This window comes from Robertmurraya sp. (assembly GCF_036676585.1).
Lineage (GTDB): Bacteria > Bacillota > Bacilli > Bacillales > Cytobacillaceae > Robertmurraya_A.
Genome location: NZ_JAKFCQ010000055.1, coordinates 159,135 through 172,731 on the forward strand (window position 1 = coordinate 159,135; position 13,597 = coordinate 172,731).

Annotated in this window: 12 protein-coding genes; all 12 read left to right on the forward strand. The window is 38.1% G+C overall.

Going from position 1 to position 13,597, the window contains the following annotated elements; genetic code table 11:
- Window positions 1-35: 35 nt before the first annotated feature.
- The 12 genes from ACGLXV_RS07375 to ACGLXV_RS07430 all read left to right on the forward strand — a co-directional run bounded on the left by ACGLXV_RS07375 (window position 36) and on the right by ACGLXV_RS07430 (window position 13,591).
- Window positions 36-620: a TetR/AcrR family transcriptional regulator gene (locus ACGLXV_RS07375; protein WP_391558108.1), complete on the forward strand. Its 585-nt coding sequence runs from the start codon at window positions 36-38 to the stop codon at window positions 618-620.
- A gap of 372 nt (window positions 621-992) precedes the next feature.
- Window positions 993-2,369: an APC family permease gene (locus ACGLXV_RS07380; RefSeq protein ID WP_391558109.1), complete on the forward strand. Its 1,377-nt coding sequence runs from the start codon at window positions 993-995 to the stop codon at window positions 2,367-2,369.
- Between the two features lie 320 nt (window positions 2,370-2,689).
- Window positions 2,690-3,631, forward strand: coding sequence for an agmatinase (gene speB, locus ACGLXV_RS07385; RefSeq protein ID WP_391558110.1), 942 nt, complete (start codon window positions 2,690-2,692; stop codon window positions 3,629-3,631).
- 168 nt (window positions 3,632-3,799) lie between these two features.
- Window positions 3,800-4,801, forward strand: coding sequence for a LacI family DNA-binding transcriptional regulator (locus ACGLXV_RS07390; protein ID WP_119708595.1), 1,002 nt, complete (start codon window positions 3,800-3,802; stop codon window positions 4,799-4,801).
- Between the two features lie 295 nt (window positions 4,802-5,096).
- Window positions 5,097-6,128 carry a zinc-dependent alcohol dehydrogenase gene (locus ACGLXV_RS07395; protein ID WP_391558111.1) on the forward strand — a complete coding sequence of 344 codons (1,032 nt, stop codon included), beginning with the start codon at window positions 5,097-5,099 and terminating at the stop codon, window positions 6,126-6,128.
- Window positions 6,129-6,176: 48 nt separating this feature from the next.
- On the forward strand, window positions 6,177-7,268 hold the full coding sequence (locus ACGLXV_RS07400) for an NAD(P)-dependent alcohol dehydrogenase (RefSeq protein ID WP_391558112.1): 1,092 nt from the start codon (window positions 6,177-6,179) through the stop codon (window positions 7,266-7,268).
- 89 nt (window positions 7,269-7,357) lie between these two features.
- Complete coding sequence (locus ACGLXV_RS07405; RefSeq protein ID WP_391558113.1) at window positions 7,358-8,377, forward strand: TRAP transporter substrate-binding protein; 1,020 nt, start codon at window positions 7,358-7,360, stop codon at window positions 8,375-8,377.
- A 61-nt stretch (window positions 8,378-8,438) separates the two neighbouring features.
- The gene (locus ACGLXV_RS07410; protein WP_119708591.1) at window positions 8,439-8,930 is read left to right on the forward strand and encodes a TRAP transporter small permease; all 492 of its coding nucleotides are present in this window, start codon (window positions 8,439-8,441) and stop codon (window positions 8,928-8,930) included.
- Window positions 8,931-8,934: 4 nt separating this feature from the next.
- On the forward strand, window positions 8,935-10,209 hold the full coding sequence (locus ACGLXV_RS07415; protein ID WP_160547918.1) for a TRAP transporter large permease subunit: 1,275 nt from the start codon (window positions 8,935-8,937) through the stop codon (window positions 10,207-10,209).
- Window positions 10,210-10,324: 115 nt separating this feature from the next.
- Complete coding sequence (locus ACGLXV_RS07420) at window positions 10,325-11,179, forward strand: transketolase (RefSeq protein WP_391558114.1); 855 nt, start codon at window positions 10,325-10,327, stop codon at window positions 11,177-11,179.
- Window positions 11,179-12,135, forward strand: a complete 957-nt coding sequence (locus ACGLXV_RS07425; RefSeq protein ID WP_391558115.1) for a transketolase family protein — start codon at window positions 11,179-11,181, stop codon at window positions 12,133-12,135. The genes ACGLXV_RS07420 and ACGLXV_RS07425 overlap by 1 nt, the downstream gene beginning before the upstream one ends.
- Window positions 12,136-12,163: 28 nt before the next feature.
- Window positions 12,164-13,591: an aldehyde dehydrogenase family protein gene (locus ACGLXV_RS07430; RefSeq protein ID WP_391558116.1), complete on the forward strand. Its 1,428-nt coding sequence runs from the start codon at window positions 12,164-12,166 to the stop codon at window positions 13,589-13,591.
- Window positions 13,592-13,597: the final 6 nt, after the last annotated feature.

Here is a 13,597-nt window from a genome sequence, read left to right on the forward strand (position 1 = left end):
TAAAATGAATGGAGTTCATTCATTTTGAGGTGGTAATGATGAGTCACTCCAATGAAAAATATGATAAAATTTTACAAGCTGCCATTGAAGTTATTTCTGAAAAAGGCCTAGAAAAAACATCAATTTCCGATATTGTAAAAAAAGCTGGAGTTGCACAGGGTACTTTTTATCTCTATTTTCGATCCAAAAATGCTCTTATTCCAGCCATTGCTGAAAACTTACTCATGTATTCACTCAGCAATATAAAAAAGAGAGTAGTAGACACATCGACCTTTTGGGAGAAAATAAAGGTGTTTATTGACGAAACGTACAGAATTACGAATGAGTACAAGGATGTTCTTGTACTTTGCTATTCGGGTCTTGCTTTAGAATATTCATTAGAAACGTGGGAAACGATTTATCAGCCTTATTATCAATGGTTTGAGGATATTCTGCAGCATGCAATTGCCCATGAAGAAATTATTAGTAGTTTTCATGTAGAGTGGACGTCAAAAATGATTATTAACCTCGTTGAAAATGCAGCAGAGCGTTTTTACATAGCTAAAGATCAAGACATGGAACTCCAAGACTCGAAGGAAGAGCTTTTCCGATTCCTAGAGAGGTCATTATCAATAAAATGAGGAAATGATTCTATAAAAAACGACAAAAAACACTATTTTTGTCGTTTTTTATTTGCTCTATAGAATATATTCTTGTTTAAAAATACCTTGCAATCTCATTCATCATGAAATAAGATAGTCTCAATTGAAAGCGATTACAATTAATGTTTGTTTGAAGTTTGTAAGAAAGTCTAACGAAGAAGTGGAAAGAATAGAAAAGTATGAGTATATTAACAAAAAAAGGTTTCTCAATTTGTATTTTTATGAATGACGTTCAGTCATTAGTGAGTAAAGAGGAAGGAGGTAACTAAGTTTTTTAATTAGTAGTGATGATTACATGTTTATAATTATCTAAATATTCAATAAACATTTATTTTGATTGGGGGAAGATACATGCCGGCTGAAAGAATTGTATTAAGAAGGTCACTTAAGCTATCGCATATTGTGTTAATGGGTATTGGGTATATGACACCAATGGTTGTTTTCGATACCTTTGGGATTGCTTCCGAAGCTACAGCAGGTCATGTTCCTACAGCATATATCCTCGCCTTGGTTGCGATGTTGTTAACGGCACTTAGTTATAAACAAATGGTTCAAGTTTATCCAACGGCTGGATCTGCTTATACGTACACTCAAAAGTCAATTAATTCACATTTAGGATTTTTAGTTGGATGGGCAGCGCTAATGGACTATTTATTTTTACCGATGGTCAATGCCCTTATTTTTCAAATCTATTTATCTTCTATATTTCCAGCTGTATCTGAGTGGATATGGGTTGCAGGATTTGTTATGGTTGTGACCTTTTTTAACTTAATGAGTATAAATTCAACGGCAAACTTTAATACTTTCTTAGTTATTCTTCAAGGAACGATTATTTTATTGTTTATCGGAGTCGCTATTAAATATTTATTAAGTGATGGCGGTGTAGCACAAGCATTCTCCATTCAGCCATTTTTTGAACAAGGGATAGATTCCTCACTTCTTATTGCAGGAGCAACGTTAATGTGTTTTTCTTACTTAGGATTTGATGCGGTGGCTATGCTAGCAGAAGAGACACCAAACCCGAAAAAGACGATTCCAAGGGCCATTTTTCTCACAGCGTTACTAGGTGGATTGATGTTTATTGTTACCTCGTATTTTATTCAGCTCGTTTTTCCTAATCCACAAGACTTTACTGACCTAGAAGCTTCATCTCCAGAAATTGCTGCCTCGATTGGAGGATCTATATTTCAGATTATCTTTATTGCTGGGGGAATAGCCGGCACTCTTTCGTCAGGTATTGCTTCACATGCAAGCGTGTCGAGACTGTTATATGTTATGGGGAGAGATAAGATCCTACCGGAGAGAATCTTTGGGTATGTACATCCGAAGTTTAGGACTCCAGCTTTAAACATTATCATAGTAGGAATTGCTTCTCTATCTGCGATCTTTTTCAGCCTGGCAACTGCTGCTTCATTTATTAATTTTGGAGCATTAATTGCTTTTACATTTGTAAATTTATCAGTCATTGCACATTATGCCTTTAAAAACAAACAATACACAACACTAAAGGGCTTGTTTTCATATGTCATTATGCCATTGCTAGGTGCGGGAGCAATTTTTGTTTTGTGGTTAAACCTTGAAAAAAGTTCTATTATTCTTGGTGCCACATGGCTTACCTTCGGAATTTTGTACCTAATATATCTTACGAGGATGTTTACTAGAAAGATTAGTAATATTGAATTTAATGAAATGGAAGAGCTTCAACCAACTACGTTAATTAAGATGTAAGTTTTTTATGAAATAGAAGGGGTGCGAGAAGAACAACATGCACCTACATGGAATAACAACTCCCCTTCCCAATTGGAAAAAAGATGGAGATAATCACTTGATCTTTTTTTGTTTTTCACTTATATTCAGATTATTAAAATAATTTTGTGTTATTTTATTTTTTAGGATTAATAATGAATGACAGTCATTCATAACATTTAACAGAAAGTTGAGGCGATAAAAAAACATGTTACATTTTTTGATTCCAGTACTTCTTTCAATGGATTTAATTTTGAATATGACTCAACCATTCAAAATAAATTACAGGAGGAAAATAAAAAATGAAATATCCATTATCGCCCGAGGTCAAACCTGAATTTTGTACAACAGGATCTTTTGTGAGACTACCAGAACAAAGAGAGAATGCCAAACTAGCTATAATTGGCATGCCTTTTGATACAGCCGCTTCCTTTCGGGTAGGAGCGCGTTTTGCTCCGCAGGCCATCCGACAAGCATCTATGACTTTATTTCCGTACCATCCGATTCACAAGGTGTATCCTTTTGATGAAACAAATGCCATTGATATCGGAGACGTTTCTGTCATCCCTCATAATATTCATAAAAGCTACGAACTTATGGAAGAAGCAGTTAAAGGACTTATGAAAAAAGGGATCATCCCCATTGGACTAGGAGGAGATCATTCAATTACTCTTGCAAGTTTACGTGCCGCAGCAAAAGTCCATGGACCCGTAGCATTGATTCACTTTGATTCCCACACGGATACTTGGGATACGTATTACGAAGAAAAGTATTGGCATGGCTCTCCATTTATACGTGCACATGAGGAAGGTTTGGTTGATCCGTCCAAGGTCTTTCAAATCGGGATAAGAGGTACGCTCAACCATCCTGGCGACGTTCAAGAAAGCTATGAATTAGGGTATAACGTCATAACTACTCACGATCTAGAACAAATGGGATTTGAGAGCGTGCTTACAAAAATGCGAAAAGTCATTGGTGATACTCCCGTCTTTTTAACCTTTGATATTGACTTTGTTGACCCCTCCTGTGCCCCAGGGACAGGTACGTTAGAGGTAGGTGGTTTCAGTAGTAGAGAAACATTACAAATGATTCGATCTCTTACTGGATTCAACTATATTGGATTTGATGTAGTAGAAGTGCTGCCTCAGTATGATCAAACACAAATCACCGCTTTATTAGCAGCAACCATTGTGCATGATTTTGCTAGTTTGGCTGCGTTGAAGATAAAAGAGAAGAAGGAATAGAATGTGAGAGAGGGAGTCGAAGTACTTCCTCTTTTTTGGTTGTTTGAAATAACAATTTGCTTGTTTATAAAAAAATCTCTTGCAATAATTGCTAATTTATATAAAAATTAAGTAAGCGCTTAACTAAATAAATTAGTGCATCTCAGATTTAAATTTAGGAGTGGAACGATGAAAGTAACTATATATGATGTTGCCAGGGAGGCAAACGTATCAATCGCAACTGTCTCTAAAGTAATTAACAATACAGGGAGAATAGGAGAAAAAACAAAAAGAAAAGTAGAAGAAGTGATGAAGAGGTTGGATTATCAACCCAATATGATGGCTTCTGCTTTAATGGGGAAACAAACGAAAACAATTGGACTTCTTATTCCTGATTTAGCAAATCCATTTTTTTCTGAGCTTGCACGAAGCATTGAGGACCGTGCTCATGAGTTTGGATATAATTTAGTGATCTGTAGCACAGATTATTTGCCAGAGAAAGAAAACAAGTACCTTAATCTGCTTAAAAGAAAGAATGTGGATGGATTTATTTTAGCGTCGGGTTTTGAAAACTTAGAAAAAGTGGAAGAAATGGTGAAGGAAAAGGTACCTGTAGCGATTGTTGCTAGAGACTTCCCAATGTTCTCAATTAATACAGTTGCCCTAGACGATTTTATGGGTGGATATTTGGCTGCTTCTCATTTAATAAAGCTTGGACATCAAAAGATAGCTGTTATTGCTAGGGATGTATGGAGTAATAGGGAAAGACTTCGTGGGTTTAAGCAGGCGTTAGAGGAGAAAAACATAGAGTTTATGAGTAACTTTGAATATATTGATGGTCCGAGCCATGTGGAGCCAGGTAAGAAAATGGCACTTAAATATCTTACAGGTGATGATGTTCCTACTGCTATTTTTGCTTGCAATGATTTATTGGCGATTGGTGCTATCCAGGCTGTAAAAGAACTAGGAAAAAGTGTTCCTACCGACGTTTCTATTATGGGGTTTGATAATACACTTATTGCAACTATTGTGGAACCACCACTAACTACCATTGCACAACCGATTCAGAACATGGGTAAAGAGGTTTTGGATTTAATTATATCCATGATCAACGGCGAAAAAAAAGAGGTAATGCGCTTAACATTATTGCCTTCGCTTGTAGAAAGAAACTCAACTGCTCCCTTGCTATAAGCTAATGGTATAGCAATATAGTAGTATAAAATATTCAAAATTTTTTAATAAAACGGTTGATTTTTTTTAAGGTATTGAATACAATTTAACCAACGAGAATTTGATAAAGCGCTTAACTAAAAATGAGTGACTTCGTTAGCTTAATAAACTAATAGAATAAAATACTTTATTTTGACTCTAAAAGTAAGCGCTTTACATAGTTGTTCTAGCATTGATACATAACAGCATGAGAATAATATTTTTTTTAAAAATTAGAGTAAGCGCTTTCTATAACAAAAGGAAGGAGCGGATCATTTTGAAAGCATTAGTTAAAGTGCAAGCAGGAGTAGGTAATGTTTCTTTAGTAGACATCAATGATCCAGCATGTCCAGCAGATAAAGTTAAGGTTGAGGTGAAATACACCGGAATTTGTGGAACGGATCTACATATCTACCACGAAACATTTAAAAACTACCCTCCTGTCATTATGGGCCATGAGTTCTCTGGGATTGTTTCCGAGGTGGGTAGCAACATCACCAAGGTAAAAGTAGGTGATCGAGTTACTGTTCTTGGTTCCACTGCTTTAACCTGTGGGGATTGCCACTATTGTAAAACTGGCCATTATATGTTTTGCTCCAATCGAAGAGGTATGGGACATGGGGTCGATGGAAGTTTCACGAAATATGCAGTTGTTCGGGAAGATATGATTTATAAGCTACCTGACCATGTGAGTCTTGAAGAAGCTGCGATGTCTGAACCACTCGCATGTGCCGTGCAAGCCATTGAAGAATTAACTACGATTCACGTTGGTGATACCGTTTTATTATCTGGCCCAGGTCCAATTGGATTGATTTGCTTATCTCTTCTAGCAGTTAAAGGGTGCAAGGTGATTGTAGCAGGTACATCCTCCGATTCATTACGATTGAAGATTGCAAAAGAACTAGGTGCTGATATCGTCGTCAATATTGATGAACAGAATCTTGACACAATAATTCAGCAAGAAACCAAGGGTTTGGGAGTAGATGTAACAGTTGAGTGTGCAGGTGCTGGTCCATCCATCAAGAGTTGTTTGAAGGCACTAAAAAAGCTAGGAAGACATATCCAAGTTGGAATAGCTGGTAAGGAGATTACTTTAGATTTTGACTTAATTCTTTATAAGCAAATCAAAGTTTACGGATCCCTCGCACATTCGATGAAAACGTGGGATCGTGTAATCCAAATCTTAGAACAGAAGAAGGTCAACCTAACCCCAATTATTACTCATAAGCTTCCACTGTCTGAATGGGAAGATGCCTTTCAATTATGTGAGCATAAGCAATGTGGAAAAGTATTACTTAGTCATGATTAAGTTGAATTAATCCAAGGATTCAATATGGAATAAAGGAGGAGAATTGGGATGCCTAGCATAAAAGTAGAGTCTTCAGATAATCTCGACCTGGCTATACCTAAAAAAATGAATGTAGCTTATCTTCAAAAACCATTGGAAGTGAGTGTGGATCAAGAGGAGGTACCTTCCGTCTCTGGAAGAGAAGTGCTAGTCAAGGTGATGGCAGTAGGGATTTGCGGATCGGATGTCCATTACTATGCTCACGGTAGGATTGGAAATCGACTAGTTACCTATCCTCATATTCAAGGACATGAGTGTGCTGGAATTGTCGTTGCAACAGGAGACAAAGTTACTCGATTTAAAATAGGCGACCGTGTTGCTGTTGAACCAGGTGTTGCTTGTATGTCCTGTTCGTGGTGTAAGGAAGGTAGGTATAATCTCTGCCCGGATGTAAAGTTTTTATCTACACCGCCAGTAAAAGGAGCATTTGTTCAGTTTTTAAAGCATCCTGAAGATTTTCTATTTCCTATTCCAGATTCACTTTCATTTGAACATGCTTCATTAGCAGAACCTCTATCGGTAGCCATTCATGCAGTTAACAGAGGTAATTTAAAACCCGGATCAACTGTAGTCATTACAGGAATGGGGCCAGTAGGCTTAATGACAGTAGTAGCTGCTAAAGCTTATGGTGCAAAAGAAATAATTGTAACGGATATGGAGCCATTAAGACTCGAGACCGCTCGAAAGCTTGGTGCCACCCAAGTCATAGACATATCGAGTACAGATACAATAAAAGAGATAAAGCATGTAACCTCAGGAATAGGTGCTGACCTAGTCTTTGAAACTTCTGGTAATGTAAGAGCCTTGCAATCTACTGTAGAGATGGTCAAACGGGGCGGTTCAGTAGTAACGATTGGATTTCCCAATGCAGATGAAGTTCCTTTGAATGTGACACTAATGCTGCAGAAGGAAATAGATCTTTACTCTGTGTATCGATATACAAATACTTATCCGTTAGCTATAAAAATATTAGAAGAATTAGGCAGTCAAATCGAAGCGATTATTACGGATCGGTATGCTTTAGATCGAATAAACGAGGCGATGTATCAAGCATATGCAAATCGAAGTAAAAGCTTGAAGGTAATCGTTTTTCCTAACTAATTATTTAGTTTAATAGATTCTGGTTACAGGGGGAGAAGAGTAATTTTTCCATAACGAAATTACTCATTAAATAAAAGGGGGAAATGAAAATGAAGAAACTGGTAAAAGGGACTACACTGGCAGCTGTACTAGCAATGGCGTTAGCAGGATGCGGGGGTGGGTCAGAAACTCAGTCTGCCAATGCTGATGCTTCAGAAAAAAAACAAATCGTATTGGATTTAAGTATACCTGAGCCAGAAGGCGCAAAGTTCGATGTGGCAGCAAAGGCTTTCAAAGATGAATTAGAAGAGTTAACCGACGATCAATTAACCGTAAAAATTCACTATAATAACTCGCTTGGTGGAGAACGAGAAGTGTTTGAATTAATGGGTATGGGCTCATTGGATATGGCTGTTCAATCTGCTGGGCCAATGGGTAACTGGGTTTCAGAATTTAATATGTTTGATCTTCCTTTCCTTTTTGATAATCTTGAACACGCTCGAGCTGTATTAGATGGTGAAATAGGGGATGAACTTGCTCAAAAATTTGAAACAGAAACAAATGTAAAAGTACTTGGTTGGGTTGAAAATGGTTTTGTTGCAACATCTTCAAATAAACCTATTAATAGTGTTGAAGACGTAAAAGGTTTAAAAGTTCGTGTGCAGGAAAATGAGTTGCAGATTGATGCATGGAAAGCATATGGAGCGGATGCTACACCAATGGCATGGACTGAGGTTTTTACCGGATTACAACAAGGGGTTATTGATGGCCATTCTAACTCTTTGGCAACCATTCAAACATCAAAGATCTTCGAAGTTCAAAGCCATGTCGCTTTATTAGGAGACCGCTATTCCCCAGGTCCGATTTCTATTAGTAAGAAAACGTTTGATAGTCTTACACCAGAGCAACAAGAGGCTGTTATTAAGGCAGCTGAGCATGCAGAACCAATTGGAAGACAAGCAAACGATGACAAAATTAGTGCAGCAGCTGATTTTCTTAAAGAACAGGGCTTGGAGTTGACAGAACCTGATAAGGAATCGTTTAAAGCAAAGACCGATTCTGTATATAAGAAATGGGCACCTAAGATTGGTGAGGAAATGATTGAAAAGGTACAGAATTTTAAGTATTAAGATCTTCTTGAGGGCAATATGAACGGTGAAATATTGTCCTCTCCTTTAAGGAGTTGGAAAAATGAAGAGTATAAGCGGAATGTATATTCGAACCATCGATAAGCTGAACAAATTTTTTGGATATGCCTTAGCCTGCATATTGGCATTTATGACGATTATTATCTTCTGGCAAGTAGTTGCAAGATACGTAGTAGGCTCCTCGCTGGCTTGGTCAGAGGAACTGTCACGATTCTTGATGATTTTAATGATTTTAATTGGCTCTTCCTTAGCTCTTAGAGATAACGAGTTAATATCCGTGGAAATTCTTCCGGAAGTTCTAAAAGGAAAAGCTAAAAAATGGCTAATTATCTTAGTGCATTTTATATCGACTTTCTTTTATATCGTCTTAATGTTCTATGGGTGGAAGGTAGCGCAAAGTTTCGGAAATCAAATCGCTCCTGGAACAGGAATTTCAATGTTCTTTATTTACCTTTCCTTACCTCTTGGAGGCTTACTGCTTCTATTAAATACGATTACATGTATCTTAGAACAGTTTCTAGGAAGAAAGGAGTGATGGGATGTTACCAGTATTTTTTGTCTCTCTATTTGTCTTCATATTTTTAAGTGTACCGATCGCGTTTTCTTTGGGTCTGTCAACGGTATTAGGCGTGTGGATGCATGATACCCTTCCTTTGGAGATAGTTCCTCAAAGAATATTTGTTTCTATGAATTCCTTTCCTTTGATGGCGATCCCTTTCTTTATTCTTGCTGGAAATTTAATGGGTGCAGGGAGTATGTCAAAGAGACTAGTTAATTTCGCTAGTTCCCTAGTTGGCCATTTTACCGGTGGATTAGCCATGGTGGCAATTGTTACATCCATGTTTTTTGCAGCTATTTCTGGTTCGGGAGCAGCAACTACGGCCGCTATTGGATCTATACTGATTCCTGCCATGGTAGCCAGAGGTTATAAAATTGAATATGCAGCTGCCAACCAGGCGGTAGCTGGTGCTCTAGGTATTATTATCCCACCGAGCATCGCGATGATATTATATGGAGTAGCAGCTGAGGTTTCAATTGGCGATCTTTTCATAGCTGGAATTCTTCCAGGATTATTGATTACTTTTTCTCTACTGATAAGTGCCTTAATAATTGCAAAGCGAAGAGGTTACGTTGGAGAAGAACGTAAAACGTTTCCGGATATAATTAAATCGTTTAAGGAATCTATTTTAGCCTTGTTAATGCCTATTATCGTCCTAGGAGGAATCTATTCAGGAATATTCACACCAACAGAAGCATCGGTCGTTGCGGTTGTATATTCTTTTGTAGTCGGGTATTTTGTTTACCGAGATCTGACCATACAACAAGTGGCTGATACATTGAAGAAATCCGCTATAAGCAGTTCTGTCATTATGATTGTAATTGGGACTGCTGGATTATTTGGGTTCTTTATAGAAATGAATGGTGTACCGGGTATGATTTATAGTTCTATATCTGATGTCATAACAAATAAATATATCTTCTTAATTATCGTTAATATCATTTTATTTGTGGCTGGGATGTTCCTAGAGGGTGGAGCAGCAATACTAATATTTGTGCCATTATTATTAGGTACTGCAGTTAATTTAGGAATAGATCCTGTTCACTTTGGGGTCATAATGGTGTGTAACTTAGCGATTGGCCTAGTAACACCACCAGTTGGCATTGATTTATTCGTGGTTTCACAGCTAACGAAGTTATCGATTGTAAGAATTGCCAAAGCAGTCATTCCATTAATCTTTATATTAATCGTAGACGTGCTAGTGATTTCTTTCTTCCCGCCACTTTCTACTTGGCTGCCATCTCTATTAAAATAGCAAGATTGTTTGATTAAAAAGCAAGATAAGTTCATCTTCTTATCTTGTTTATTTTTCACCATTTGGTAAAGCGCTTAACTAAATATAATCATTTGAACTAAAGGAGGATTTTATTATGAACTCATCGTTAAGTAAGGAAAAAATAATGCTGCTAAAAAAGAAAGCATCTGAGGCTAGGAAACTGATTATCGAGACCGTTCATCATGCAGGTGCAGGTCATATTGGTGGTCCAATGTCAGCAACCGATATTCTAACCAATTTATATTTTCATGAAATGAATATCAATCCAGATGATCCAACAAGTGAGGAAAGAGATCGATTTGTATTATCTAAAGGACATTCAGCGATCGGTCTCTATGCAGTTTTAGCATTGAGAGGCTATTTACCGGTAGAGGAACTTCAAACCTTTGATTCATTAAATTCCCGTTTGCAGGCTCATCCAGATATGAACACTCTACCTGGTCTTGACATGTCTACTGGTTCTTTAGGTCAGGGAATTTCGGCGGCTGTGGGAATTGCCTTAGGGGCGAAGCTTCAAGGTAAAAGATACCGTACGTACTGCATGATTGGAGATGGGGAATCTCAAGAAGGGCAAGTATGGGAGGCTGCGGATATTGCTTCTAAGTATGAACTAGATAATTTAGTTGGCATTCTTGATTATAACAAGCTGCAGCAATTTGGTTGGAGTGGAGAAGAGAAGTCAAGAAAGAGCCCTATCCATGACCCAAAAGATAGATGGGAATCCTTTGGATGGCACGTGATTGAAATTGACGGCCATAACCAAGAGGAAATAGAGAATGCATTCAATGAAGCGAGAGAAGTTAAGACAAAACCAGTTATGATCATTGCAAACACAGTAAAGGGCAAGGGTGTTTCATTTATGGAAAACCAATATCTATGGCATTCGCGTATCCCGACAGATGATGAGCTAAATCAGGCGAAAAAAGAACTTGAAATGGGGGCATTGTAATGAAAAGTGTAGTTCCACAAAAAAATGTATCAATGAGAGACGTGTTTGGCGATACACTACTTAAATTTTCCTTAGAGTCCAGTCGAGTATATGCGATTGATGGTGACTTAGCGAACTCTACCAAATTAGATACAGTGGCTAATGGCAATCCAAAGAAGTTTCTACAAATGGGAATTGCTGAACAGAATATGATGAGTGTTGCTGCTGGACTTGCGACAACGGGTTTACAGCCGTGGGCATGTACATTTGCTGCCTTCTTGTCCAAACGGGCAATTGACCAAATACAAGTTCAAATTGCACAGCCAAAGCTAGATGTAAAAATGATTGGTGCTTATAGCGGTTTATTAACTGGTGTTACAGGAAAAACACACCAGGCGCTTGAAGATATTGCGATCTTCCGCTCTCTTGCCAATATGGTTGTTCTTGCTCCTGCAGATGCCATAGAAATGAAGCAAATGATGGAGTTTGCACATAAGTACGAAGGGCCTGTCTATATACGAATCGCACGTGATCCGTATCCTGTAATTGTTGATGGTAAATATCAATTTGAATTCGGGAAAGCAGCTACCTTAAAGGTTGGAAAAGATGTAACGATTATTTCAACAGGAACACAAACTAGTCGTTCATTAGTGGCTGCGGAACAATTAGAAGCGGAAGGGATTTCAGTTGCGGTTGTTCATATGCCAACGATCAAACCTTTGGATACTGATGCAATTATTAAAGCAGCAAAAAGCACAGGAGTTATTGTAACAGCTGAGGAACATAGTATTTATGGTGGATTAGGAAGTGCAGTGGCAGAGGTACTAGTTGAAGAATGTCCAGTACCGATGTTACGTGTAGGTGTAAGAGATGTAAACTCTGAATCTGCGAATAATGACGACTTGCTTGAAAAGTATGGGCTTTCTGAAGGACATATTGTTAAAACAGTGAAAGAAGCTTTAAAGAAGAAACAATAATAAAACAAATGAGAGGGGACTGGAAAGAATGCAAACGAGTATTGTAACGGAAAAACTTTTTATAGATGGTAAGTGGGTCGAAACGTCAAACACACACAAAGTGTATAACAAATTCACGGGTGAGCTATTTTCAGAAATTTGTGTAGCTGATGAATTGAGAATAAATCAGGCAGTTGAAGCAGCGGTCCATGCACATAAACATACGCAGTTTCCAGCAGATTTCCGCTACCAAGTTTTGATGAAAACTGCTGACCTATTGTTACAGGATGTTGATGCTTTAGCAGTAATCATTGCGAAGGAAGGGGGGAAGCCGATCACTGACGCTAAGGCAGAAGTGAGACGTTCAGCATCTACCCTACAGATCGCTGCTGATGAAGCAAAAAAGTTAGTGGGTGAAATCATACCGAACTACAATGTACAAGGACGCTTTCTTTATACAATAAAAAAGCCGGTCGGGGTAGTCGCTGCGATTACACCGTTCAATTTCCCACTGAATCTGGTGGTGCACAAAGTAGCACCAGCATTAGCAGCAGGTAATCCAGTTATTCTAAAACCGGCATCCGACACAGCCACTATTGCTATTAAACTATGTGAATTGTTAGAACAAGCGGGTGTTCCTAAAGGTTACTTACAATGTGTAATTGGAAGCGGTGGGACAGTGGGTGAACAGCTCTTAAAGGATGAAAGAATTGCTCATTATACTTTTACTGGATCACCAGCAGTAGGAAAGCATATACAAAAAACAATTGGACTAAGAAAAGCTACATTAGAGCTTGGTTCAAACTCCGCTACGATCGTTCATGGAGATGCGGACATCAACAAAGCAGCCGCAAAGCTTGCTAAGATGGCCTTTGCCCATGCTGGACAGATTTGTATTTCTGTTCAGAGAATATTTGTTCAAAACTCAGTAAAAGAAAAATTTCTTGAAGTATTTTTGAACGAAGTATCTCGCTTAAAGGTAGGAGATCCTCTCGACCCAGAAACCGTTGTTGGTCCGATGATAAGTGTAAAAGAAGCGGAGCGAATTGAGCAGTGGGTAGAGGAAGCTGCATCTGCTGGTGCAGAAATACTAACAGGCGGAAAACGTGAGGGAAGTATTTATTATCCGACAGTAATTACAAATATAAAAAAGGGAATGAAAGTGTCAGACGAGGAAGTGTTTGCCCCAGTAGTAACTGTGACCTCGTACGAAACCTTAGAAGAGGCGATTGAATTGGTGAATGATTCAAAATATGGCCTTCAAGCTGGTATTTACACATCTGATTTAAGTCTTTCTTATAAAATTCCATACCTTCTTGAAGTTGGTGGAGTTGTAATCAACGATACTTGCTGTTTCCGGACAGATCAGATGCCATATGGTGGAGTAAAAGAAAGTGGGAATGGCAAGGAAGGTCCAGCTTACGCCATTCAGGAACTTGTTGAAACGGTAACAGTTGTAGTGAACCTCGAAGATTAATAATTT

Excerpts from the sequence above, each read along its gene's own strand:
- ACGLXV_RS07375 (WP_391558108.1), top strand. The coding sequence starts at position 36 with ATGATGAGTCACTCCAATGAAAAATATGATAAAATTTTACAAGCTGCC.
- ACGLXV_RS07380 (WP_391558109.1), top strand. The coding sequence starts at position 993 with ATGCCGGCTGAAAGAATTGTATTAAGAAGGTCACTTAAGCTATCGCAT.
- speB (WP_391558110.1), top strand. The coding sequence starts at position 2,690 with ATGAAATATCCATTATCGCCCGAGGTCAAACCTGAATTTTGTACAACA.
- ACGLXV_RS07390 (WP_119708595.1), top strand. The coding sequence starts at position 3,800 with ATGAAAGTAACTATATATGATGTTGCCAGGGAGGCAAACGTATCAATC.
- ACGLXV_RS07400 (WP_391558112.1), top strand. The coding sequence starts at position 6,177 with ATGCCTAGCATAAAAGTAGAGTCTTCAGATAATCTCGACCTGGCTATA.
- ACGLXV_RS07405 (WP_391558113.1), top strand. The coding sequence starts at position 7,358 with ATGAAGAAACTGGTAAAAGGGACTACACTGGCAGCTGTACTAGCAATG.
- ACGLXV_RS07410 (WP_119708591.1), top strand. The coding sequence starts at position 8,439 with ATGAAGAGTATAAGCGGAATGTATATTCGAACCATCGATAAGCTGAAC.
- ACGLXV_RS07415 (WP_160547918.1), top strand. The coding sequence starts at position 8,935 with ATGTTACCAGTATTTTTTGTCTCTCTATTTGTCTTCATATTTTTAAGT.
- ACGLXV_RS07420 (WP_391558114.1), top strand. The coding sequence starts at position 10,325 with ATGAACTCATCGTTAAGTAAGGAAAAAATAATGCTGCTAAAAAAGAAA.
- ACGLXV_RS07425 (WP_391558115.1), top strand. The coding sequence starts at position 11,179 with ATGAAAAGTGTAGTTCCACAAAAAAATGTATCAATGAGAGACGTGTTT.
- ACGLXV_RS07430 (WP_391558116.1), top strand. The coding sequence starts at position 12,164 with ATGCAAACGAGTATTGTAACGGAAAAACTTTTTATAGATGGTAAGTGG.